Source organism: Rhodoferax sp. LS1P39, from assembly GCF_056521425.1.
Genome location: NZ_JBWMAV010000016.1, coordinates 46,061 through 68,477, shown reverse-complemented (window position 1 = coordinate 68,477; position 22,417 = coordinate 46,061). Strand labels below are relative to the sequence as shown.

Sequence of the window (22,417 nt, the reverse complement as noted above, 5' to 3'; positions counted from 1 at the left end):
GGGCTGTCTCGGGTGGGCTGATGAGCCGCACATTGTCATGCCACGGTCACGCAGGCGACGCACAAACACACAAAATATGTCGCCTGGGTGTCTGGTTGGGCTCATGCCCGGGTTTTCCGGGCCTGTGTCTTCGCACCCACAATCCTCCCAGATGGCCCGATAATTGCCGCTGTTTAAATGATCACATGCTGAAATCCAATGGTATGGTGTGTCCGAATCCCCTCCACACGTAAAAAATTGCAGTGAAACTACGCAACACCCTTCTTGGCTCCACCCTGTTGGTGGCCGCATTTGGTAGCTCAGCCCTGTCTCTTGGACGTGCCAGGGGCGCAGTGGTGTTGGGTCAGCCGCTGGACCTGGCGGTCGATGTCCGACTCGATTCCGCCGATGACAACGCCAGTGCCTGTTTTGAAGCCGACGTGTTCCATGGTGACGGGCAGGTGGCCGCCAACCGGGTGCGGGTCATCGTGGTGTCGGGTGCACAAGGGCAGGATGCCGTGGTGCGGATCCGCTCTTCGGCCGTGGTGGACGAACCGATTGTGGGAGTGGTCCTGCGCTCGGTGTGCAGCCAGAAAGCCTCGCGCCGTTACGATTTCCTCACCGACTTCCCGGTGGAAATGCAGGCCGCAGCGGTGCCTGCCATCATCCCGGCCACCGTCACCGCGCCCAGTGCCGCCCCGGCCCCCGTGATGGATGCACCCATGGCCGCCCCGGCCCCTGCGCCCGTCGCCGCGCCGCGCTCCGCGCCCATCCGCGCTGCCAACCCCGTGCCCGTGGTGCGTGCGCCCCGACCGGCCCCGGTGTCCAAGCCGATTGTGGCCAAAGAGCCCAAGGTGGTCGCGCCGAAGCCGGTGGTGCCCAAAGCAGAAGCCAAGGCCGAACCCAAAGTTGAACCCAAGGTCGAGGCCAAAGCGGAAGTACCCGACAACAAGCCCCGCCTGAAGCTGGAGTCGCCCGAGACCCCCGACGAGCGCCTGGTACAGCTCAAACCCGCCAGCGATGTGGTCCTGGCGCCCACCGACGACCCGCAAAAGCGCGAAGCCGCCGCCGCTGCCTGGCGCGAGCTGAACAACCTGCCAGCGGAAAACCCCCAGGAAAAGCAGCGCCTGCTGGCCCTGGAGGCCGAGTCCAAGACCCTCAAGGCCCTGCTGGCCAAGAACGAAGCCGACTTCAAACTGCGCCTGGACCGGCTGGAGAGCAACCGCTACGACGAGAACTTCGTCTACAGCCTGCTGGGCCTGCTGCTGGCCGCCATTGCGGCTGCCGCCTTCTTCTGGAACCGCGCCCGCCAGCGTCTCACCACGGCCACCACCGACTGGTCGCACCATGGCGAACCCACCGCCGAAGAACTCCGTGCCCCGCCATTGAGCCGCCCGGCACCGCTGGGCTCGCAGTTGCCGCCCAACACCTTGCCCGGCCCCAACCACGATGCCGATGTGGACGAGTCGCTGTTTGAAGACCTGAAGAAGCTGACGGCTGCGACCCTGCCCACCAAGCCGACCGCGCCGGTTACCGCCGCGCCGCGCTCTGCGGTCACGGCCATGCCGGCCCGCAGCATCTACCCGGAAGATTTTCTGGACGTGCAGCAGCATGCAGACTTCTTCGTCTCGCTGGGCCAGTACGACCAGGCGATTGACGTGCTGAAAAAGAGTCTCCACGGCACCTCCGAGTCCAGCCCCCTGGCCTACCTGGAACTGCTCAAGATCTACCACACGCTGGGCCGCCAGGCCGAATTCCAGCAGCAGCGCGATGCCTTCAACCGCATCTTCAACAGCGAGATTCCCGCATTCCCCGCGTTCACCCAAGAGGGCCAGACGCTGGAGGCTTATCCCGCCGTGCTGAGCAGTATCGAAAGCCAATGGGCTACGCCCAAGGTGCTGGATACCATCGAGGCCTGCCTGTTCCGCGACACCGCTGCGGGCAAGCCCTTCGATCTGGCTGCCTACCGCGAACTGCTGTTGCTCTATGCCATGGCCCAAGGCACCGTGCGCCAGGCAGATGGCTCCTTGCAGGGTGCCATGGCCCGGGCGCGCACTGCCCGCGCCAGCCGTCCCCAGGACCTGGAGTTGGACATCTCGCAGCCTGAGCCGTCGGAAGCCTCGGCCCCGCGTGAAACGGTGTTTACCCAGCCGATGCTGCTGATGTCGGAAATGGCCCCGCTGGAAGCCCAGGACACCCATCCCGAGCCGCTGGCCCCCGCACACCGTCCGCCGTTGGACCTGGATCTGGACCTGAACCTGGACTTCTCGAATTCCGAACTCATGGCCATGCAGGAGTTGCCCGCGGTACCCGCTGCGGTGACGCCGGCCAAGCCACCCGCACCTGCGCCCCTGGATCTGGACTTCGACCTGGATCTGGACCTGGGATTGCCCGGCCCGGCGGCGGCACCCGCTCCCGTGGCGCCGCCGGTGATTCCGGTGGTGGACAGCAATATGCTGGAGTTTGATCTGTTCGACCCCAGCATCGAGGCCAAGATTTCACCGAAGAAAATCTGATCTCGCCAAGCCCATAAAAAACGGCCCAGAAACCATTGGTTTCTAGGCCGTTTGTGCTTATGCCATGGGTACGAGCAGCTATCAAATTATTTACAAATTTGATAGCAATAGGCGTTCAGCGCCGTACCTGCAAGGCACCGGGGTTGATGATGTTGGTGGGCGTGCCCTGGATGAAGTTCAGCACATTGTCAAAGGCCGCATTGAAGTACAGCTCGTAGCTGTTTTGCTCCACATAGCCGATGTGCGGGGTGCAGATGCAGTTCTCCAGCCGCAGCAGGGCATGGCCTTGCAGGATGGGTTCGCTCTCGAACACGTCGATGGCGGCCATACCCGGGTGGCCGCGGTTCAGCCCGGCCAGCAAGGCATCGGGCTCGATCAGCTCGGCACGCGAGGTGTTGACCAGCAGGGACGTGGGCTTCATGCGCGACAGGTCTTCCAGGGTGACGATGCCGCGGGTTTCCTCGTTCAGCCGCAGGTGCAGCGACAGCACATCCGACTGCGCAAACAGGGCTTCCTTGCTGTCTACCACCTCCACGCCGTCGGCCAGCGCCCGGGTGCGCGAGGTCTCGCGGCCCCAGACCAGCACCTTCATGCCGAAGGCGCGGGCGTAGGTGGTGACGATCTGGCCGATGCGGCCATAGCCCCAGATGCCCATGGTTTTGCCCTTGAGCACCGTGCCCATGCCGAAGTTGGGCGGCATGGACGCGGTTTTCATGCCCGACTGCTGCCAGACCCCGTGCTTGAGGTTGCTGATGTACTGCGGCAAGCGCCGTGACGCGGCCAAAATCAGCGCCCAGGTCAGCTCGGCCGGGGCGGTGGGCGAGCCCACACCTTCGGCCACGGCGATGCCGCGCTCGGTACAGGCGGTGACGTCCACGTGCGCACCGATGCGCCCGGTCTGGGCAATCATCTTCAGGCGGGGCAGCTTTTCGATCACCGCGCGGTTGAGCTGGGTGCGCTCGCGGATCAGCACGATGATGTCGGCATCCTTGAGCCGCACCGACAACTGGCCCAGGCCCTTGACGGTGTTGGTGTAGACCTTGGCGGCGTAGGGTTCCAGCTTGGTGGCGCAGTCGAGTTTGCGCACGGCATCTTGGTAGTCGTCGAGGATCACAATGTTCATCCCCTGATTGTGCCTTGGCGCCAGCGGCTACTGCGCCGCCGCTGTGCAAAAGCGTTATGGCCGCAGGGCTGTCACCGCCATAGCTGTGCCGGGTTTACTGCAGCAAGGCGCTGGTGCTGCTTCGGGGCGCAGACTCCAGTGCAGCCAGGCGGTCCAGCTCGGCGCAGACATCGGCCATGCGGCCCGAGATGCGCATGCGCCCGGCGCTGGCGGTGGACTGGGGCGTGTCGATGACCCGCAGCACCCGCACCGGGCGGCGCGGCGCGACGGGTGGCGGCGTGCTGCAGCCGGGGCGGGCCGTCCAGGCGGGGGTCGGGTTGGGGCGGTTGTTGCAGCCGGGTGCCCAGGCCGTGGCGGGCCGCGCTGCGAGGGGTGTGCGTGCTGTGCGCTGGGGGCTCGGCGCGCTGGCGGTAAGCCAACCCATCCAGCCCATCAAACCCTGGACCGAACCCAGTAAACCGGTGGGCGAAAACGATGCGATTCCCATAGGACCTCCCCAACAAGCGTGTTGAATACGGACGAAACGGTGGCTGTAAACCTGGATTTACCCGGACAGTGGTGGTGGCGGGGCGCTCCCGCAGCCTGCTGCGCTTTACCTGAACTTAGGTTGGCACAGCGGCGTGGCTTGGCGTGGCGTAGCTTGGCGTAGGGGGCGGGCCGGGGCTACATCAGCAAGGTGTTGCGGATGAGCCCAACCGCCAGGCCTTCGATGGCGAAGCTTTCTTCCGGGTCGACCACGATGGTGGGGTAGTCGGGGTTCTCGGGCAGCAGTTCGATCAGGTTTTTGGTGCGGCGCAAGCGTTTGACGGTGACATCGTCGCCCAGGCGTGCCACCACGATCTGGCCGCTCTTGGCATCGGTGGCGGACTGCACGGCCAGCAGGTCGCCGTCGAGGATGCCGATGTCGCGCATGGACATGCCGCGCACCTTGAGCAGGTAGTCGGGCTTGTGGCGGAACATGCTGGCTTCCACGTGGTAGGTTTGGTCTACGTGTTCCTGCGCCAAAATCGGGGAGCCCGCAGCCACCCGGCCAATCAGGGGCAGGGCCAGCTGGGTGAGTACGTTGTGCAGGCGCGACTCGTTGATGGAGCGCAGGGTGTCGCTTTTGAGGCGGATGCCGCGCGAGGTGCCGCTGACCAGCTCGATGGCGCCTTTGCGGGCCAGGGCCTGCAGGTGCTCTTCGGCGGCGTTGGCCGACTTGAAGCCCAGGGTGTTGGCGATTTCGGCCCGGGTGGGCGGCGCGCCGGTGCGGGCGATGGCGGACTGGATCAGCTCCAGAATCTGCTGCTGGCGGGCGGTGAGTTTGGCGGGGAACAGTGGCAGATCCATGGGTGGCTCCTAGGCGGAAACTAAGTGGTTGGCTGTTTTAATATCCAGTGACTGTATTTTTAACCAGTTTTTGAAAGTTTGCAAGCATGGCGTTGAATTCAAGTTCTTCGAAGATCGTGGTGCTGGGCACCGGCGGCACGATTGCAGGCCGCGCCAGCCGCGCGGGCGACAACCTGGGCTATACGGCTGGCGAAGTGGGCGTGGCGCAGTTACTGGAGTCGCTAGGGGGCTTTGCTGCGGGAATAGACCTGGTGGCCGAGCAGGTGGCGCAGGTGGACAGCAAGGACATGGGTTTTGCGCTTTGGCAGCAGTTGGCGGCGCGCTGCGAGCACTGGCTGGCGCAGGCCGACGTGGCGGGCATCGTCATCACCCACGGCACCGACACGCTGGAGGAAACCGCGTACTTCCTACAGGCGGTGCTGGACCCGGCCAAGCCGGTGGTGCTGACCTGCGCCATGCGCCCGGCCACGGCCCTGGTGCCCGACGGGCCGCAGAACCTGCTGGATGCCGTGGCGGTGGCTGCCACCCCGGGCGCACGCGGCGTGGTGGCGGTGTGTGCTGGCAAGGTCCACAGCGCACGCGATGTGCAAAAGGTGCACAGCTACCAGGTGGATGCGTTTGCCTCGGGCGACGCGGGGCTGGTCGGGCTGGTGGAGGAGGGCCGGGTGCGCCTGCTGCGGCCTTGGCCGTCGGCGGTAGATTTTTATGAGGAAAATCGGCCTCTGGCGCTTATCCAATCAGCACAAGCAGCTATTAAAAATATAGTGTTGGGTAAGGTGCCTGCCAGCGGGTGGCCGCGGGTGGAGATCGTGCTGAACTACGCCGGGGCCAGTGGTTTGCTGGTGGACGCGCTGGTGGCCCAGGGGGTGCAGGGCATCGTGGTGGCCGGCACGGGCAATGGCACGCTGCATGTGGACCTGCAGGCGGCCCTGCTGCGGGCCATGGCGCAAGGGATGCGGGTGCTGCGCTCTACGCGCTGTGTGTTTGGCCGGGTGCAGGGCACAGCGGCGGACGCGATTCCCGATGCGCAAGGCTTGTCGCCGGTCAAGGCGCGGATCGGCCTGCTGCTGGACCTACTGGCGCTGCAGGCGTAAAAAAGCCGCCCCATCGGGCGGCTTGGATCCAAAGCAAAAATACTCAGGCTGCCAATGCGGCAAAGGCCCGGGCGGTGATTTCCTCGACGCTGCCGGTGCCGCTGATGGCGCGGTATTTGGGGGCGGCGCTAGGCTCATTGCGGGCCCAGCTGGAGTAGTAATCCACCAGCGGGCGGGTCTGGGCGCTGTACACCTCCAGGCGCTTGCGCACGGTTTCTTCCTGGTCATCGGGGCGCTGCACCAGGGGCTCGCCGGTGATGTCGTCCAGGCCTTCGACTTTGGGCGGGTTGAATTTGACGTGGTAGGTGCGGCCCGAGGCGGGGTGCGAGCGGCGACCGCTCATGCGTTCGATGATGGAGTCGAAGGGAACGTCGATTTCCAGCACGTAGTCGAGTTGGACCCCGGCGGCCTTCATGGCATCGGCTTGCGGCAGGGTGCGGGGGAAGCCGTCGAACAGGCAGCCGTTGGCGCAGTCGGGCTGGGTCAGGCGTTCCTTGACCAGGTTGATGATCAGGTCGTCGCTGACCAGACCACCGGACTTCATCACCGCGTCGGCCTGCAGGCCCAGCGGCGTACCAGCCTTGACGGCTGCGCGCAGCATGTCACCGGTAGAGATTTGCGGGATGCCGTACTTCTGGCAGATAAAAGTGGCTTGCGTGCCTTTGCCGGCACCAGGTGCACCCAACAAAATCAGTCTCATGGAAAAGTCCTCGAAGTGTTTAAAACTGCGCGGCGTTGCTGGCCCAGATGTGCTAGCCGCAACGCTTCATAGCGGGTGAGGATACCAGAGGCTTTAGTACAGTTTGCTTACACGTTCCAGGTCTTCCGGCGTGTCCACACCTGCACCCGGTGCATGCGCACTTGTGTGCACCGCGATGCGGTAGCCGTGCCATTGGGCGCGCAGCTGTTCCAGCGCTTCGCTGACCTCGATCGGGGCCTGTGGCAGGGTGGGAAACAGGCGCAAAAACCCGGCGCGGTAGGCGTAAATGCCGATGTGGCGCAGTGGGGCCGGGCTGGGCAGGCTTTGGAAACTTTTGTTGGCCGTGGCCCCGTCGCGCCACCAGGGGATGGGCGCACGGCTGAAGTACAGGGCGTGCTGCTGCGCGTCCAGCACCACCTTGACCACATTGGGGTTGGTGAAGTCGGCCAGGCTGGCGATGGCGTGGGCGGCGGTGGCCATGCTGGCACCGGGGCGTTGCTCCAGCAGGGTGGCTACGTCGTTGATCAGCGCGGGGTCGATCAGCGGCTCGTCGCCCTGCACGTTGACCACCAGGTCGTCGCCGTCCAGGCCCAGCAGGGTGCAGGCTTCGGCCAGGCGGTCGCTGCCAGAGGGGTGGTCGGCGCGGGTCATGACGGCCTCGATGCCGTGGGCGGCGCAGGCTTCCAGGATGGCGGTGCTGTCGGTGACCACCACGCTGCGCTGCGCCTGGGACAGGCGGGCGCGCTGGGCTGTGCGGACCACCATGGGCACGCCGCCCAGCAGGGCCAGCGGTTTGTTGGGCAGGCGGGTGGAGGCCAGGCGGGCGGGGATCAGGACGGTGAAGTGCATGGGTTTACAGGCCGAGTTCTTCGTCGCTCAGGGTACGGGCTTCGTTTTCCAGCAGCACCGGAATACCGTCGCGCACCGGGTAGGCCAGGCGGGCGCTGCGCGAGGTGAGTTCTTGGCGTTCGCGGTCGTACTGCAGCGGGCCCTTGGTCACGGGGCAGACCAGCAGTTCCAGAAGTTTGCTATCCATGGGGAAATCTCAGTCGGTGTGGGGTGTGGATGATAGCCAGGGATCGACGCGCTGGTCCAGGGCGGCCCAGAAGCCGGAGTCGATGGCCAGCACCAGGGGCACGGCCAGCGCGTTGGGCTGGTGTTGCCAGAGTTTGGCCGCATCTTTTTCGGTACAAATCACGCTCCCGTGCTTATCCGATGGGCGTAACCAGCTATTAAAGTTGTAGTGATCCGGCAGAGCCCGGGTTTCTGCCAGCGTTAGGCCTGCCGCGCGCAGCATGCTGAAAAAGCTTTCCGGCTGGGCGATGGCGGCCACGGCCAGCACCGAGGTGCCGCGCAGCGTGGCCAGCGGCACGCGGGTGCCATCCAACCGCACGGCATCGTCGGCCAGCGTGCGCTGGGCGCGCCAACCGGCGAAGGCGGGGTTCGCACCGCTGTGCAGCACCAGATCCACCGGTCGCGGCCAGGCTTCGCGCAGCGGCCCGGCGGGCAGCAAAAAGCCGTTGCCCACGCCGCGGTCGTCAAAGATGCAAATCTCCAGGTCGCGGTGCAGGGCGTGGTGCTGCAGGCCATCGTCGCAGACGATGAGCTGGGTGGCGGGGTAGGCGGCCAGCAGGGCTTGGGCGGCCTGCAGGCGTTGGCTGGCGACGAACACCGGCACGCCACAACTGCGCTGGATAAGGGCGGGCTCGTCGCCTACGTCGGCGGGCAGGCTGTCGGGCCGCACCTCCCTGCAATCCGTGCTGCTGCGGCCATAGCCGCGGGACACCACGCCAACCTTCACGCCGCGCGCCGTCCAGTGTTGCACCAGGGCCATCACCACCGGGGTCTTGCCCGAGCCGCCCGCCACCACATTGCCGACCACGATGACCGGCACCGGCACGCGGCCAGACTTCTTGAGGTGCATGCGGTACAACAGTCGGCGCAGTCCGGCCAATAGGCCGTACAGCAGCGACAAGGGCCACAGCAGCCAGGCCTGCCAGCCGCGCCGCTGCCAGGTGCGCAGCAGGGCCTGCTCCATGCTACGGGCTAGCCTATTTGGGGGTGGACTGGGTGGCAAACGTGATCTGGTTCAGGTTCGCGCGGCGGGCGGCTTCCATCACGGTGATGACCGACTGGTGGGTGGCGCTGGCATCGGCACTGATGATGACCACCATGTCTTTGCCACCTTGGGCCGCGTTGACCAGGGCCAGCGACAGGGCTTCGATGCTGCGCCCATCGACCGCGCCCTTGTTGATGGCGTAGCGGCCATCGCTGCTGACCGCCACGATGATTTCCTTGGGGTAGTCGCGCTGGGCATCGGTGTTGGCCACGGGCAGGGTGATCTGCAACTCGGTGAACTTGCTGTAGGTGGTGGACAGCATCAGAAAGATCAGCACCACTAGCAGCACGTCAATGAACGGGATGAGGTTGATTTCGGGCTCTTCGCGGGAGCGGTGGCGAAAGTTCATGGACAGCCCCCTAGACCCGTTTGCGCACGGCGTTCAGGTGGCGGGCAAACTGGTCGGCGGCCAGCTCCAGCGTCAGCAGGTATTCATCAACCCGCGCCCGGAAGTAGCGCCAGAAGATCAGCGCGGGAATGGCCACGATCAGTCCAAACGCGGTGTTGTACAGCGCAATCGAGATGCCGTGCGCTAGCTGCGCCGGGTTGCCGCCCACGCTGCCGCCGTTGCCCTGCGAGCCAAAGATCTCGATCATGCCGATCACCGTGCCCAGCAGGCCCAGCAAGGGCGCGGCCGAGGCGATGGTGGCCAGGGCGCTGAGGTATTTCTCCAGCTTGTGGGCGACCGCGCGGCCCGCGCTTTCCATGGCGGCACGCACATCGTCGTCGCTGCACTGGGGGTGGGTGTTGAGCACCCGCAGGCCACTGGCCAGCACCTCGCCCAGGCTGGAATTTTGCGCCAGCTGGTTGACGATGCCGGGGGCGGGGATGCTGGTTTGCGATACCGTCAGCACCTCGTTGAGGAGCTTGGGCGGCACGATTTTGGCGGTTTTGAGGCTCAGAAAGCGTTCAATGACCAGGGCCACGGCCAGGATGGAGCAGGCAACCAAGGGCCAAATCGGCCAGCCTGCGGCTTGTATGATCGAAAACAATATAGCTCTCCGCACGAACCTGGGGCGTTGCTGGCGGGCTGCCAGCGGTGCCAACAAGTTGTTTCAAGTTGATAGATGCGTGCTGATTATGGCTTAGCCGCCTATCTGCCCGCTGCTTTGTTCGGTGTGCCCATGCCGTCTGGCTTTCACCCACATTTCCTGTGGATAACTTTGTGAAGAACTTGTCTGGGATCGCTGGAAATCCAGCGCCCATGCGGGCTTGTGACACTTCGATGAAAAATTAAGCAGAAAAATTACAATTGAAATCAACCACTTACCACAGTAAATCAGGCCGGTTGACAATCGCTGGCCCTATTTTTGGCACCTCAGAGACAAGGCCCGCGCCTGTGGAGCGTTGCGTATCCAAACGTTGCGTTTTGCCGCGCCAAACCTGATGCTGGGCCACCCAAACCCAGCATTGGTGCCGCAAATCTGGCCAGTTGGCGCGCTGTGCCGCGCCATTGCTGACACTTTGGAGGCGCGCTTCAATCCGGTGGCGGTGCGCGGGGAGATTTCGGGCTTCTCGCGCGCGTCCAGCGGGCATTGCTACTTCAACCTCAAGGACGGGCAAGGCCAAATCCGCTGTGCCATGTTCCGCCGCGCGGCCAGTTTGCTGGACTTCGCGCCGCGCGACGGCGAGCTGGTGGAGGTGCGGGGCCGCCTGGGCGTGTATGAGCCTCGCGGGGATTTGCAGCTCATTGTGGAAAGCATGGGCCGGGCCGGGCAGGGGGCCTTGTTCGAGCAGTTCCTGCGGCTCAAGGCGCAGCTGGAATCCGAGGGCCTGTTCGACCCCGCCCGCAAGCGCCCGCTGCCGCTGTTGCCGCGCGGGATTGGCGTGGTGACCTCCCTGGGTGCCGCAGCTTTGCATGATGTGGTGGCGGCCCTGCAACGCCGCGTGCCGCACATCCCGGTGGTGCTGGCCCCGGCCTCGGTGCAGGGCGCAGCGGCTCCTGGCGAGATTGTCCAGGCGCTATCAAAACTATATCTGCTCACGCCTAGTAATACTGGGCCAGAGGCCGATTTGGCTAAAAATGTGCAGATCGACCTGATTCTGCTGGTGCGCGGCGGCGGTTCGCTGGAGGATCTGTGGGCCTTCAACGACGAGCAACTGGCCCGCACCCTGGCCCGCAGCCCGGTGCCCATCATCAGTGGCGTGGGGCACGAGACCGACTTCACCATCGCCGACTTTGTGGCCGACCTGCGCGCCCCCACGCCCACGGCGGCAGCGGAGCTGGCGGCCCAGCCGCGCGATGTCTGGCTGGGGGCCCTGGGCCTGGTGGGACAGCGCCTGCAGGATGCCGTGACGCGCCAGCTCGACACCCAGGCCCAGCGGCTGGACAGCGCCGCGCAGCGCCTGGGCCGCCCGTCGGGCCTGGTGGCGCGCCAGCAGTGGAAGCTGGGCCAGCAGGCGCAGCGGCTGCGCTATGCCGCGCTATCGAATGTAGAGCGGAAGAAGTCCACCCATAGAGCGGTAGAGGCTGTTTTTCCGCAAAAGATCAAAGCCGCCCTGGAGCAGCAGCACGCGCGCCTGGCGCGGGCCGACCGCAGCCTGGCATTGCTCGACCCGCTGCTGGTGCTGCAACGCGGCTACGCCCTGCTGCGCACGGCTCAGGGCGCGCCCCTGACCAGCGTGGCGCAGGCAGTGCCAGGGCAGGCTGCCACGGCCGTCCTGGCCGACGGTGAGGTTGATCTCCATGTCCTACAGACGCGCCGCAATTAGTTTCTACAATTGCCCGGCTAGATACCAAACCACCACCAACCCCACGAGGAAAAATATGGAACATACCCTGCCAGCACTGCCTTACGCGATCGACGCTTTGGCCCCCGCGTACTCGCAAGAAACCCTGGAATACCACCACGGCAAGCACCACAACGCCTACGTGGTCAACCTCAACAACCTGCAAAAGGGCACCGAGTTTGAAGCGCTGACGCTGGAAGAAATCATCAAGAAGTCCAGCGGCGGCATCTACAACAATTCGGCCCAGATCTGGAACCACACTTTCTTCTGGAACTGCATGAAGCCCCAAGGCGGCGGCGAACCCACCGGCGCGCTGGCGGCTGCCATCAACGCCAAGTTCGGCTCCTACGCTGAATTCAAGGCGGCTTTCGTCAAGTCGGCTGTGGGTAACTTTGGCTCCGGCTGGACCTGGCTGGTGAAGAAGCCGGACGGCTCGGTAGACATCGTCAACACCGGCGCTGCCGGCACGCCCCTGACCACCGCCGACAAGGCCCTGTTGACCGTGGACGTGTGGGAACACGCCTACTACATCGACTACCGCAATATGCGCCCCAAGTTTGTCGAAACCTTCCTGGACAAGCTGGTGAACTGGGAATTCGCAGAAAAGAACTTCGCCTAAGTTCCAAAGCTTCTAAAAAAGCCCGTCTTGGACGGGCTTTTTTTATGGGGCTGCCTCAAACGGCTTGCCGCCGAGTTTGCTGCCCGCCTTGATGCCCTTTTTGGCGAACCAGCCCACGTTCATCTCCAGCACATAACGCACAGGTTTGGCCGAGCAGTGCGAGTCTGTGGTCTGTGGCTTCATGTCGGCAAGGTTGACGATGACTCCGTGATCGTCCACGAAGGCGGCTGTTAAGGGCAAAAGGGTGTTTTTCATCCAGAAGCACTGGGTGCCGGGCTGCTCGAACACAAACAGCATGCCCTCTTGTTGCGGCATGTCGCGGCGGTTCATCAGGCCGATCTGGCGCTGTTCTGGGGTCAGGGCCAGTTGGGTGTCGATCTGGTGGATGCCTGCCGTCAACGTGGCACGCGGCAGGTTCAGTTGCGGGCCTTCCTGGGCCAGGGCGGAGGCACATGCCAGCGATAGCGCCAGCGCGGCGCGGGAGAGGTTTTTATGCATGGCGAGGCGGTTTGTGAAATTGGAAGATTTTGGCAGCAGGGCAGCGCCGATTCGCCTACTTTACGAGGGGTTGACGAACTGCCGGGTTACAGAGGTGCCACAGGATAAAGTTAAACTGAATTCGCCATCCTTTTTTCGCCATCCCACGGAGCCTCCATTTCCATGTACCAGCACATTACCGTCCCCGCTGAAGGCACAAAAATCACCGTCAACGCGGATTTTTCCCTGAACGTGCCCGACCAGCCCATCATCCCTTTCATCGAAGGCGACGGCACCGGCCAGGACATCACGCCGGTGATGCTGAAGGTGGTGGACGCAGCCGTGGCAAAAGCCTACGGCGGCCAGAAAAAGATCCATTGGATGGAGGTGTTTGCCGGTGAGAAGTCCACCAAGGTCTATGGCCCCGATGAATGGCTGCCCAAGGAAACCCTGGAGGCAATCAAAGACTACGTGGTGTCCATCAAGGGCCCGCTGACCACGCCCGTGGGCGGCGGCATCCGCTCGCTCAACGTGGCCCTTCGCCAGGAGCTGGACCTGTATGTGTGCCTGCGCCCGGTGCAGTATTTTGATGGCGTGCCCTCTCCGGTGAAAGAGCCGCACAAGACCGACATGGTGATCTTCCGCGAGAACTCTGAGGACATCTACGCCGGGATCGAGTTCGAAGCCGAATCCGACAAGGCCAAGAAGCTGATCAAGTTCCTGCAAGAAGAAATGGGTGTCAAGAAAATCCGCTTCCCCCATACCTCGGGCATTGGCGTGAAGCCCGTGTCGCGCGAAGGCACCGAGCGCCTGGTGCGCAAGGCTCTGCAGTACACCATCGACAACAACAAGCCCAACCTGACCATCGTGCACAAGGGCAACATCATGAAGTTCACCGAAGGCGGCTTCCGGGATTGGGCTTACGCGCTGGCGCAAAAAGAGTTCGGTGCCGAGCTGATCGACGGCGGCCCCTGGATGCGTTTCAAGAACCCCAAGTCGGGCAAGGAAATCGTCGTTAAGGACGTGATCGCCGATGCGTTTTTGCAGCAAATCCTGTTGCGCCCGGCCGAATACAGCGTGATTGCCACGCTGAACCTGAACGGCGACTACATTTCCGACGCGCTGGCCGCCCAGGTCGGCGGCATCGGTATTGCACCGGGTGCCAATTTGTCGGACTCGGTGGCCTGCTTTGAGGCCACCCACGGCACCGCACCCAAGTACGCGGGCAAGGATTACGTGAACCCGGGCTCCGAAATTTTGTCGGCCGAAATGATGCTGCGCCACATGGGCTGGTTCGAAGCCGCCGACCTCATCATCGCGTCCATGAAGCGCTCCATCGCCAGCAAAAGGGTCACCTACGACTTTGCCCGGCTGATGGAGGGCGCGACGCAGGTGAGCTGCTCGGGCTTTGGCGAGGTGATGATAGAAAACATGTAAGCCCTGCTGGCTACCAAAAAAGCCCCTGCGTTGTTGCAACGCAGGGGCTTTTCGCATTCTGGGGAGGCTAAGGCTTCTTGGGGAAGCGCTGCATCCAAGATTTGCGCAGCAGGTGCGGCACCAGCAGGCGCATGGGCATGCGCAATGCGTGCGAGCGCACGTACAACAGCCAGCGGGCCAGCCCGGTCCAGCGGGTGTCGCAACTGGGGTGGTCTGGCTGCAGCGCCAGACCCAGCATCCAGGCCATCAGCGTGCGCGAGAGTGGGCTGGGGCCCATTTTGTCCAGACGGTCCACGCACTGGGTTGGCGGGCTGAACTTGAACAGACGGCGCAGATGGAACACGGCGTGGAAGAGCGGGATCTGCAAGCCCAGTTCGTCGGCGCGGTCCAGCAAGGCATCCCAAAAGCCCGGCTGGCCCTGGAAGTCCTTGAACAGGTCGTGCAAATCCAGCATGTCACGCAGGCCATGCCCGAATTCACCCTCCTGGAAGAGGTGCACCGCACTGTGCAGCACCATGTCCACAGGGGCCAGCACAAAAATACCGGGGTAGCCTGCCAGCGGCTGGATGTTGCGCAGCAGCTTCTGGCCATCCACCTTGAACCGCGAGGTGGGTGGCGTGATGGTGTGGTGCAGGTCGATAAACGAGTCGCGGTGGATGTGCCGCAGCGGGGGGATCTCGTGCATCCATTCCCGGTAGTAGCGCTCGTTGTAGGCATCGCGCTCGTCGGAGATCCAGCCTGCATTGAACAGTGCGTTCTCAGTGGCTTCGATGTGGCTGCGGGGCACCAAAATGTCGATGTCGGAAAACAAACGCCCCCGCGCGGTGGACAGGTTGGCCATCAGGTAGGCCGCACCTTTGAGCAGGACGATGGGGGTCTCCACACCATGCAAAGCCCGGCGGATGCAATCCACCTCCCAGCGGACTTCGTGTTGCTGCCGGTCCGCGAGCCGTAAAGCCCCTTCCAGGTGGCGGCGTGGGCCGTCGGGTACGTCGGCCAGAAGCCCTTTGTCCACGTGCAGGTACGACAGGCGCGCCAGCAGGCCGGACTGGCGTGCCTGGCCGAACAAATCTTCCCATTCGCGTACCGATAACGCGGGTGTCCAGTCGGGCTGGGCCCAGGCGGTCGTCAGAAGCGGGGTGCTCAATCGTTCCTCCTGGCGACCAGATCGTCAAATGCAACCACCGCGTCGTCGAGTTGGCTGTACTGAAAGTCGTAGCAATCGCTGGCATCGATTACCTTCGAGAGCACCTCGAACCCCTTGAGGCCCAGCACCATGTAGTTGAACGAGTTGCGGCCCAGCTCCAGCATGCTGTTGGCCTTGGAGCGCGCCACCATCTGGGGCGGTGAGCCCGCCACGTATTTTGGGAAAACCACCCAGCGGGGCTGGGCAGTCTCGTGGAGGCGCTCGGTATGGGCTGCGGGCACTTGCATCAGCGAAACGCGGCCTTTGGAAGTGTCATGTACCTCTTTGCTGAATACGGCACCCGGCACGAAGTTGCGCATCACCTCGATCGACTGGTTCTTCAGGCTGATGGGGCGGCCCAGTGGGGTGATGGCGGTGTCGGTGAGCGAGATCAGTGCCAGCTCATCCGACAGCAAGCGCCAGCCGCGGTGTACCAGGCCTGCGCACAAGGTGCTTTTGCCCGAGCCCGGCGGGGCTGGCATGACCACGGCGCAGCCTTCCTTTTCGATCACGGCGGAATGCAGCAGCAGATAGTGGTGGGCATGCATGGCAATGCACCAGTTCATCGACCATTCCAGCAGTGGGAATGCGTGGTCTTCGGGCAGGGGAATGAAGGGCTCCATGCCGTCGAACTGGAAAATCGCCTGGCGCCGGGCCCAACGCCGCCAGCCCGAGGCCGATGCAATCGTGACGGTGTAGTCCACGAAGTGGCTGTCGTCCAGCACCACATGGTTGGCATACAGGGCCAACACACCGTCTGCGACGGACCGAATGGGCGAAATAATCCGAAATGAAAATGGGCCGATTTTCAGAATCAGCCCATTGCTTTTGAGTTTATGTTGAACCGCGGATACCGACAGTTTTTCTAATTTCACGCGTGAACCACTTCCGCCAATCCATGTACACAAAATTCTTCCAGGATGGTTGCAACCAATTCGGTCAAATTGGAAGTATCGGCCAGCGTGGGGATGCTGGCAAGTTCTGCGGCTACTTTGTCCGGGCTTTGAATGCCATCACACAGCCGGTCCAGTACAAAAGCCCTGACCGAATCCATCTGGTGGGTTTGTCCAGAGCCTTCGTCAAAGACGACGTACTCGTCATTCCACGAAGCCCAGTGCAAGCGGGAAGCTGGATTGACGTTGTAGCGGGTGGTGTGTGGAATTTTTGAATGCCTGCGAACTAAACGCTTTGCAGGTTGGCTCTGAAGAACGCCACGGCCGTGGGTTTGGACGCGTACATGGCAATCACTTGTGCCGGGGTGTAGGGGAAGTTTTTGACCCCTGAGCTGGTGACACCAGACATACCAATAATGGCATTAAACAATGCGGTAATCCAGACGGCTTCATCCGAGTTTTGCGCGGTGGACATGATGTCGGCTATGGTCGTGGACGCGCCTCCGCCGAACACAGTGCTGAACGGCGAAGTATTTGTGAAACTGGTGATACCCGCGCTCGACACGGTGTAAGTATTGCCCTGCCTACTCACACTGGGCCAGCTACTGGGGCTGGCATAGCTGGACGGCTTGCGCCCCGAGCAAGTTTCGGTGACTGTTTCCTTGGAGTGCACGCCAGAGGCCATGCTGGAAACGGTGCAGCGTTTGCCGTTGCTGGCGATGGCCAAGGTACCCGTGCCTGCCAGGGTGTGCATGGGCAAGGCTGCTGCTGCGATCACGGACGAACCCTTACCCAGGCTTTTCAACAACATACGACGGCGGGCCATGGCATCCGGCGCCAGGCCGGAGGTGGCGGTTTGCGCATCGGTTGCTGCAGTTTCGGGCGATGAAGTGTGTGGATTCTTTGACATAGGTAGTCCTGAGCGTTCTGGATGCGGCCGCTGAATTCGGGCTGATAGCCTGATTGCAGCAAATATTGTGCCTTACCTGGATTATAAAAAAATATCCAAGCGATTCAACGGCTTAAAGGTAACACCCAGGTTTCCATGCGTCCATTGTGTGCAAAAAGTCCGGGCGCTGTAAAAAAAATCGACACCCCTTTGCAAGGGCCTTGGGCATGCATGGCCGCCACTCCCGAGCGGCTGCGTGGCTGATTCAAGCAGCCTGTACCCGTGCACTTTCTGTTGCCACCTGGATGCCGCGCACCACGTCGCCGACCACCATGATGGAGGGGCTGCCGAGTTGTTCGCGGGTTATGGTGTCAGACAAGGCTCCCAAGGTGGTCACGACGTGGCGCTGGGTGGCCAGCGAGACGTTTTGCACCACCGCCACGGGCGTGCTGGCGGGCAGGCCGGTGAGCAGCTCGTCCTGGATGCGGCGGGCACCGCTCACACCCATGTAGATTACCAGGGTGAGTTTGGCGCTGAAGGCGGTGGCGGCCAGGGCCTGCCAGTCGGTGCCTTCGTCATTGGGCTTGGCGTGGCCGGTGACGAAGACCACGCCGTGGGCGTATTCGCGGTGCGTCAGGGGCACGTTCAGCGAGGTGACCGCTGCCAGCCCGGAGGTGATGCCGTTGACCACGCTGACCTGGATGCCTGCAGCCTGCAGGTGTTCGACTTCTTCGCCGCCGCGGCCAAAGATGAAAGGGTCGCCGCCCTTGAGGCGCACCACGTTTTCACCTTCGCGGGCGGCCATGATCATCAGTTTTTCGATAAAGGCCTGTGGGGTGGATTTGCAGCCGCCGCGCTTGCCTACATGGACGATGCGGGCGGTGGGCGAGGCAAAGGCAGTGATCTCGTCGCTCACCAAGTCATCGACCAGCAGTACGGTGGCGGCCTGGATGGCTTTCAGGGCTTTGAGCGTGAGCAGCTCCGGGTCGCCCGGCCCGGCACCGACCAACGTGCACTGGCCGCCGTGCACGGCTTTGGCGGGGGTCAGCTGGTTCACGGTGCCAAAGCTGGTGGGGAAGGCGGTGTCGGTGGGCTTCATACGGTGGCCGGTTCGGTTATTTGCAGAGGTATTTGTTGGGTCAAACGCAAGATGTGCGCCACTTGCTGGGCGATGGGCGCGGGCACGGGTTTGCGCCCGGCCAGCACGTCGCGGATGTAGGCGGCGGTGCTGTCGGCATCGATTTCCTTGGGCAGGTCCGGCACGGCGGCCAGCGGGCCGGACTGGGCTTCCTGCATCAGCTGGGGCTGGCCGCGCAGGTAGCCGGTCATTTGCGGGGCGCGGCGGGCGTCGGCCACCACTTCGCCTTCGGTGCCGCGCAGCAGCAGGGCGTTGGACTCCATCAGCGCGAAGGTGGCGGCCATGGACACGGCGTACTCGGGATGCGTGTAGCTGCTGACCACCAGGCTGGGGCCGTCGGTGGGGGCCATCAGCTTGACCAGGCTGTGCGCAGGGTTGCGCAGGCCGACCGCGCGGCGCACGTCCAGCAGGCGTTTCAGGCCGGGGCAGAGCAGCTCGGTAGTGGCATAGGCGACTTCACCATTTGCTATTTTCTTTATAGCTGCTTGTGCTGGTGTACCAAGCGCTAGCAGCACATTTTGTGCAGAAATACGGGTGGACTCGGTGGCCGTGCCATGCACCAGCACCGGCAGGCCAACGCGCGCCAGCAGCAGGGCCAGCAGCGGGGTCAGCACCGGCAGCTTGCGGGCACCGTTGTAGCTGGGCAGCACGACCAGCGGGCGGTCGCAGGCGGGCACCATGGTGAGACGGGCATAGGTCGCGTCCAGAAAACCGGCCATTTCGGACTCGGTTTCGCCCTTGATGCGCATGGCCAGGCAGAAGCCGCCCACTTCCAGGTCGGTGACGGTGCCGTCCAGCACCTGGCCGAACAGGTCGGCGGCTTGGGCGCGTGACAAGGCGCGTGCGCCGTCTTTGCCACGGCCGATTTCTTTGATGTATTGGCTGATTCCCATGGCGCGATTGTCGTGGATGGCTGATAACGGATGGTTATTTGCTGAATGACGCGCGCTGCGCTCAGGCGGCTTGCGCCGTGGGCATGCTGGCGCGCACCATCTTGCGCACTTCGGGCAGGCAGGAGCCGCAGTTGGTGCCGCACTTCAAAGCCGTTTGCAGCTGGTCCAGGCGCTCGTCTTCAAAGCCCCGGCAGTCCACCAGTGTGGCGCGGATGGCATCGTCGGTGACGTTGAAACAGGTGCAGATTTGCTTGCCGCGTGCCTTCACGGCCACCGGGGCTTTGCTGCCGGGCACCAGTAGCAGGCGGCCATAGGCGAGGGCGGGCAATTGGTCTTGCAGCAGGGTCTTGATCCACACCTCGGCGCTGGTGTCGCCTGCCAGCACGAAGCCGGTGAGCTCGGCGTTGTCTGCTGTACGCTCCAGTTTGACGGCGCGGCGTTGGCCCTTCTTTTTGTCGGCGTAGCGCAGCACGTCCAAGCCACCCAGGCCCAGCAGGGTTTCGATCTGGGCGATGACTTCGTCGGCCACCGCCTCATGGCTGGCGGCGCGGAACAGCAGGCCGGTGCGCTCGCGGCCAAACGGCACCACGCTGGCAAACGGAAACTGCGCCATCAGGCCCTTGAGCTTTTCGCGGGCGGCCAGCGCGTCCACCTCGGGCAGCCAGGCCACGCCCAGCAGCGACCAGGGCATTTCGGCCTTCAGGATCTTGATGGCGGTGTGCTTGAGCTCGGGCTGCTTGGAGGTGGGGCAAAACGCAGAGTTGGTCAGCGCATTCACGCCCATCAGGCGTTCGCCATTGGCGCTCACGCCGCTTAAAAATTCTTCGCCCCAGTGCATGGCGATGAAGGTCTGGCCCATGGCCACGTCGGTGCTGGCCACCAGCGGCACCAGGATGGAGCCGCGCTTGCTGGTCACGTGGACCAGGTCGCCGTCGGTGAGCTGGCGGCGCGCCATGTCTTGCGGGTGCATCTGGATGCTGGGCTCGGCCACGTGGCCGAACAGGCGGCCCAGGGTGCCGGTGCGGCTCATGCCGTGCCACTGGTCGCGCAGGCGGCCTGTGGTGAGCGAGAACGGGTAGCGGGCTTCGCGCGGCTCGGCCACGGGTTTGTAGACGGTGTTGGCAAACCGGGCCTTGCCGTCTGCGGTGGGGAAGATGCCGTTTTCGTACAGGCGCGCCTGGCCGGTGGTGTCGCCCGTGCGCAGCGGCCATTGCTGGGCACCGGTGTCCAGCATGGCGTAGCTCATGCCGGTGATGTCCAGATCCCGGCCCCGGGTGGATTCGCGGTGCTCGTTCCAGATGGATTCGGGTGTCGGGTAGTTGAACAGTTGGGGCGGTTTGGACAGTGCACTTTCCAGCAACTGGGCAAATTCGGTGGCAATCGACCAGTCGTGCCGGGTCTCGCCGGGCGCGGGCACGGCGGGGCGCACGCGGCTGATGCGGCGCTCGGAATTGGTCACGGTGCCAACCTTTTCGCCCCAGGTGGTGGCGGGCAGCAACAGGTCGGCGTATTCGCAGGTGGTGGTGGTGCTGAAGGCCTCTTGCACGATGACCAACTCGGCGCGCTCCAGGGCCCGGCGCACGGTGGCCTGGTCGGGCATGCTCTGGGCGGGGTTGGTGCAGGCGATCCACAAGGCCTTGATTTCGCCGTCGGCGGCGGCCTGGAACATCTCGATGGCGGTTTTGCCGGGCTTGGACGGCACGTCGGCCACGCCCCACAGCGCGGCCACTTCGGCGCGGTGCGCGGGGTTGGCCAGGTCGCGGTGGCCGCTGAGTAGATTGGCCATGCCACCCACTTCGCGCCCGCCCATGGCGTTGGGCTGGCCGGTCAGCGAGAACGGGCCCGCGCCGGGCTTGCCGATCTGCGCGGTGGCCAGGTGCAGGTTGATCAGCGCGGCGTTTTTGGCCGTGCCGCTGCTGGACTGGTTCATGCCCATGCAGTACAGGCTGAGCGTAGCCTTGCTGGTGGCAAACCACTGGGCGGCCTGGTGCAGCGCTTCCTTGGTGATGCCGCAGATCTGCGCCACCAGCTCGGGCGTGCAATCGCGCACGGTGGTTTTCAGGGCCTCGAAGTCGTTGGTGTGGGCCGCGATGTAGTCGGCATTCGTCCAGCCCTCCCACAGCATGATGTGCAGCATGCCGTTGAACAGCATCACGTCGGTGCCGGGCTGGATGGGCAGGTGCAGATCGGCGATCTCGGCGGTGTCGGTACGGCGCGGGTCGGCCAGGATGATCTTCATCGCCGGGTTCGCGCGCTTGGCATCTTCGATGCGGCGAAACAGGATGGGGTGCGCCCAGGCGGTGTTGCTGCCCACGATGAAGATGCACTGCGTGTGGTTCACGTCGTCGTAGCAGGCCGGGGGCGAGTCCGCGCCCAGCGTGGTTTTGTAGCCGGCCACCGCGCTGCTCATGCACAGGCGGGAATTGGTGTCGACGTTGTTGGTGCCGATCAGCCCCTTGGCCAGCTTGTTGAAGACGTAGTAGTCCTCGGTGAGCAACTGGCCGGAAATGTAGAAACCCACCGCGTCCGGGCCATGGTCCTGGATCACCTGGGCGAACTTGCGGGTGGCCATGCCCAGGGCGTGGTCCCAGGAGACGCGCTGGGGTGCCTGCCCGCGCTGCAGGCGCTGCATCGGATGCAGCAGGCGGGTTTGTAGCGTCACCGCTGCCGTGGCAGTGTGGTGCAGGGTGGATCCCTTGGTGCACAGGCGGCCGAAGTTGGCCGGGTGGTCGGGGTCGCCGCGCACGCCGGTGATCTGCGCGCCGGTGGATTCGATGATCACGCCGCAACCGACACCGCAGTACGGGCAGGTGGACTTGGTTTCTGTGGGGCTGGTCATGTAGCGTGAATTCAAGCGGATTGCAAAGTCTTGGGTCCGGCGGTGGTCGGCACAAATTCCAGCGCCAGCGTGGCCAGCTCTTCGGGCATCAGGTGCACGTTGCCGTTGTCCACCTTGACGCTGAACTTCTGGGTGCAGCCCACGTCGGGCTCGCGCACGCAGCCGTCTTTGAGATTGATGTTCCAGTTGTGCAGCGGGCAGGCCACGCTGGTGCCGAACACGATGCCCTGGCTCAGCGGGCCGCCTTTGTGCGGGCAGCGGTCGAGTACGGCAAATACTTCGTCCTGGGCGTTGCGGAACACGGCCACATCCATGCCCTGGGCGCGGCTGACGCGGCGGGCACCGAGTACGGGGATGTCATCGACGCGGCAGATGATTTTCCATTCGCTCATTTTGCTATTCCTTTCGTAGCTGCTTGCGCTTATTGAATAAGCGCTAGGGGCCGATTTTTTATAA

General features: G+C 63.8%; 23 protein-coding genes. 5 read left to right on the top strand and 18 right to left on the bottom strand.

The window, feature by feature from the left end; genetic code table 11:
* Positions 1–242: 242 nt before the first annotated feature.
* Positions 243–2,495: a type IV pilus assembly protein FimV gene (locus AC097O_RS20765; RefSeq protein WP_479594751.1), complete on the top strand. Its 2,253-nt coding sequence runs from the start codon at positions 243–245 to the stop codon at positions 2,493–2,495.
* 115 nt (positions 2,496–2,610) lie between these two features.
* Here AC097O_RS20765 and AC097O_RS20760 read toward each other — a convergent pair whose 3' ends face one another.
* The 3 genes from AC097O_RS20760 to lexA all read right to left on the bottom strand — a co-directional run bounded on the left by AC097O_RS20760 (position 2,611) and on the right by lexA (position 4,947).
* Positions 2,611–3,618 carry a D-2-hydroxyacid dehydrogenase family protein gene (locus AC097O_RS20760; protein ID WP_315241815.1) on the bottom strand — a complete coding sequence of 336 codons (1,008 nt, stop codon included), beginning with the start codon at positions 3,616–3,618 and terminating at the stop codon, positions 2,611–2,613.
* A 94-nt stretch (positions 3,619–3,712) separates the two neighbouring features.
* Positions 3,713–4,105, bottom strand: a complete 393-nt coding sequence (locus AC097O_RS20755) for a hypothetical protein (protein WP_479594749.1) — start codon at positions 4,103–4,105, stop codon at positions 3,713–3,715.
* A gap of 176 nt (positions 4,106–4,281) precedes the next feature.
* Entirely contained in the window at positions 4,282–4,947 is a 666-nt protein-coding gene (gene lexA / locus AC097O_RS20750; protein WP_479594748.1) for a transcriptional repressor LexA, read from the bottom strand.
* A gap of 86 nt (positions 4,948–5,033) precedes the next feature.
* On the opposite strand from lexA, the gene AC097O_RS20745 reads away from it, so the two are divergent.
* On the top strand, positions 5,034–6,041 hold the full coding sequence (locus AC097O_RS20745; protein ID WP_479594747.1) for an asparaginase: 1,008 nt from the start codon (positions 5,034–5,036) through the stop codon (positions 6,039–6,041).
* 43 nt (positions 6,042–6,084) lie between these two features.
* Here AC097O_RS20745 and adk read toward each other — a convergent pair whose 3' ends face one another.
* From adk to AC097O_RS20715, 6 genes are all read right to left on the bottom strand, one after another.
* Positions 6,085–6,741: an adenylate kinase gene (gene adk, locus AC097O_RS20740; RefSeq protein WP_479594746.1), complete on the bottom strand. Its 657-nt coding sequence runs from the start codon at positions 6,739–6,741 to the stop codon at positions 6,085–6,087.
* Between the two features lie 93 nt (positions 6,742–6,834).
* Positions 6,835–7,590 (bottom strand): 3-deoxy-manno-octulosonate cytidylyltransferase, encoded by a 756-nt coding sequence (gene kdsB, locus AC097O_RS20735; protein ID WP_479594745.1) that lies wholly within the window; start codon positions 7,588–7,590, stop codon positions 6,835–6,837.
* Positions 7,591–7,594: 4 nt separating this feature from the next.
* Positions 7,595–7,777: a Trm112 family protein gene (locus AC097O_RS20730; RefSeq protein ID WP_295954268.1), complete on the bottom strand. Its 183-nt coding sequence runs from the start codon at positions 7,775–7,777 to the stop codon at positions 7,595–7,597.
* Positions 7,778–7,786: 9 nt separating this feature from the next.
* Positions 7,787–8,779, bottom strand: coding sequence for a tetraacyldisaccharide 4'-kinase (gene lpxK / locus AC097O_RS20725; protein ID WP_479594744.1), 993 nt, complete (start codon positions 8,777–8,779; stop codon positions 7,787–7,789).
* A gap of 13 nt (positions 8,780–8,792) precedes the next feature.
* Positions 8,793–9,209 carry a biopolymer transporter ExbD gene (locus AC097O_RS20720; protein WP_315187780.1) on the bottom strand — a complete coding sequence of 139 codons (417 nt, stop codon included), beginning with the start codon at positions 9,207–9,209 and terminating at the stop codon, positions 8,793–8,795.
* Between the two features lie 10 nt (positions 9,210–9,219).
* Complete coding sequence (locus tag AC097O_RS20715; RefSeq protein ID WP_479594743.1) at positions 9,220–9,852, bottom strand: MotA/TolQ/ExbB proton channel family protein; 633 nt, start codon at positions 9,850–9,852, stop codon at positions 9,220–9,222.
* A 394-nt stretch (positions 9,853–10,246) separates the two neighbouring features.
* On the opposite strand from AC097O_RS20715, the gene xseA reads away from it, so the two are divergent.
* Together xseA and AC097O_RS20705 are read left to right on the top strand one after the other, a co-directional pair.
* Entirely contained in the window at positions 10,247–11,572 is a 1,326-nt protein-coding gene (gene xseA / locus AC097O_RS20710; protein WP_479594742.1) for an exodeoxyribonuclease VII large subunit, read from the top strand.
* Positions 11,573–11,627: 55 nt separating this feature from the next.
* Entirely contained in the window at positions 11,628–12,209 is a 582-nt protein-coding gene (locus AC097O_RS20705; protein ID WP_315202862.1) for a Fe-Mn family superoxide dismutase, read from the top strand.
* A gap of 42 nt (positions 12,210–12,251) precedes the next feature.
* On the opposite strand, the gene AC097O_RS20700 is transcribed toward AC097O_RS20705, so the two are convergent.
* Positions 12,252–12,707 carry a DUF192 domain-containing protein gene (locus tag AC097O_RS20700; RefSeq protein ID WP_479594740.1) on the bottom strand — a complete coding sequence of 152 codons (456 nt, stop codon included), beginning with the start codon at positions 12,705–12,707 and terminating at the stop codon, positions 12,252–12,254.
* Positions 12,708–12,863: 156 nt separating this feature from the next.
* Here AC097O_RS20700 and icd point away from each other — a divergent pair, with 156 nt between their 5' ends.
* A complete protein-coding gene (gene icd, locus AC097O_RS20695) occupies positions 12,864–14,123 on the top strand; it encodes an NADP-dependent isocitrate dehydrogenase (protein ID WP_479594854.1) in 1,260 nt (419 codons plus the stop codon).
* Positions 14,124–14,190: 67 nt separating this feature from the next.
* Here icd and AC097O_RS20690 read toward each other — a convergent pair whose 3' ends face one another.
* The 8 genes from AC097O_RS20690 to nirD form a co-directional block, all read right to left on the bottom strand.
* Positions 14,191–15,270, bottom strand: a complete 1,080-nt coding sequence (locus tag AC097O_RS20690; protein WP_479594739.1) for a nucleotidyltransferase domain-containing protein — start codon at positions 15,268–15,270, stop codon at positions 14,191–14,193.
* A complete protein-coding gene (locus AC097O_RS20685; RefSeq protein ID WP_479594738.1) occupies positions 15,267–16,184 on the bottom strand; it encodes an HprK-related kinase A in 918 nt (305 codons plus the stop codon). The genes AC097O_RS20690 and AC097O_RS20685 overlap by 4 nt, the downstream gene beginning before the upstream one ends.
* Entirely contained in the window at positions 16,181–16,429 is a 249-nt protein-coding gene (locus AC097O_RS20680) for an HPr-rel-A system PqqD family peptide chaperone (RefSeq protein WP_479594737.1), read from the bottom strand. The genes AC097O_RS20685 and AC097O_RS20680 overlap by 4 nt, the downstream gene beginning before the upstream one ends.
* A 59-nt stretch (positions 16,430–16,488) precedes the next feature.
* Positions 16,489–17,112 (bottom strand): hypothetical protein, encoded by a 624-nt coding sequence (locus AC097O_RS20675; RefSeq protein WP_479594736.1) that lies wholly within the window; start codon positions 17,110–17,112, stop codon positions 16,489–16,491.
* Between the two features lie 244 nt (positions 17,113–17,356).
* Positions 17,357–18,190 (bottom strand): uroporphyrinogen-III C-methyltransferase, encoded by an 834-nt coding sequence (gene cobA / locus AC097O_RS20670; protein ID WP_479594735.1) that lies wholly within the window; start codon positions 18,188–18,190, stop codon positions 17,357–17,359.
* Positions 18,187–19,122, bottom strand: coding sequence for a DNA-binding protein YbiB (gene ybiB, locus AC097O_RS20665; RefSeq protein WP_479594734.1), 936 nt, complete (start codon positions 19,120–19,122; stop codon positions 18,187–18,189). Before ybiB ends, cobA begins: the two co-directional genes overlap by 4 nt.
* A gap of 61 nt (positions 19,123–19,183) precedes the next feature.
* Complete coding sequence (locus AC097O_RS20660) at positions 19,184–21,961, bottom strand: nitrate reductase (protein ID WP_479594733.1); 2,778 nt, start codon at positions 21,959–21,961, stop codon at positions 19,184–19,186.
* Positions 21,962–21,972: 11 nt separating this feature from the next.
* On the bottom strand, positions 21,973–22,353 hold the full coding sequence (gene nirD / locus AC097O_RS20655; protein ID WP_479594732.1) for a nitrite reductase small subunit NirD: 381 nt from the start codon (positions 22,351–22,353) through the stop codon (positions 21,973–21,975).
* Positions 22,354–22,417: the final 64 nt, after the last annotated feature.

Excerpts from the sequence above, each read along its gene's own strand:
- AC097O_RS20760 (WP_315241815.1), bottom strand. The coding sequence starts at position 3,618 with ATGAACATTGTGATCCTCGACGACTACCAAGATGCCGTGCGCAAACTC.
- AC097O_RS20755 (WP_479594749.1), bottom strand. The coding sequence starts at position 4,105 with ATGGGAATCGCATCGTTTTCGCCCACCGGTTTACTGGGTTCGGTCCAG.
- lexA (WP_479594748.1), bottom strand. The coding sequence starts at position 4,947 with ATGGATCTGCCACTGTTCCCCGCCAAACTCACCGCCCGCCAGCAGCAG.
- AC097O_RS20745 (WP_479594747.1), top strand. The coding sequence starts at position 5,034 with ATGGCGTTGAATTCAAGTTCTTCGAAGATCGTGGTGCTGGGCACCGGC.
- adk (WP_479594746.1), bottom strand. The coding sequence starts at position 6,741 with ATGAGACTGATTTTGTTGGGTGCACCTGGTGCCGGCAAAGGCACGCAA.
- kdsB (WP_479594745.1), bottom strand. The coding sequence starts at position 7,590 with ATGCACTTCACCGTCCTGATCCCCGCCCGCCTGGCCTCCACCCGCCTG.
- AC097O_RS20730 (WP_295954268.1), bottom strand. The coding sequence starts at position 7,777 with ATGGATAGCAAACTTCTGGAACTGCTGGTCTGCCCCGTGACCAAGGGC.
- lpxK (WP_479594744.1), bottom strand. The coding sequence starts at position 8,779 with ATGGAGCAGGCCCTGCTGCGCACCTGGCAGCGGCGCGGCTGGCAGGCC.
- AC097O_RS20720 (WP_315187780.1), bottom strand. The coding sequence starts at position 9,209 with ATGAACTTTCGCCACCGCTCCCGCGAAGAGCCCGAAATCAACCTCATC.
- xseA (WP_479594742.1), top strand. The coding sequence starts at position 10,247 with ATGCTGGGCCACCCAAACCCAGCATTGGTGCCGCAAATCTGGCCAGTT.
- AC097O_RS20705 (WP_315202862.1), top strand. The coding sequence starts at position 11,628 with ATGGAACATACCCTGCCAGCACTGCCTTACGCGATCGACGCTTTGGCC.
- AC097O_RS20700 (WP_479594740.1), bottom strand. The coding sequence starts at position 12,707 with ATGCATAAAAACCTCTCCCGCGCCGCGCTGGCGCTATCGCTGGCATGT.
- AC097O_RS20675 (WP_479594736.1), bottom strand. The coding sequence starts at position 17,112 with ATGTCAAAGAATCCACACACTTCATCGCCCGAAACTGCAGCAACCGAT.
- cobA (WP_479594735.1), bottom strand. The coding sequence starts at position 18,190 with ATGAAGCCCACCGACACCGCCTTCCCCACCAGCTTTGGCACCGTGAAC.
- ybiB (WP_479594734.1), bottom strand. The coding sequence starts at position 19,122 with ATGGGAATCAGCCAATACATCAAAGAAATCGGCCGTGGCAAAGACGGC.
- AC097O_RS20660 (WP_479594733.1), bottom strand. The coding sequence starts at position 21,961 with ATGACCAGCCCCACAGAAACCAAGTCCACCTGCCCGTACTGCGGTGTC.
- nirD (WP_479594732.1), bottom strand. The coding sequence starts at position 22,353 with ATGAGCGAATGGAAAATCATCTGCCGCGTCGATGACATCCCCGTACTC.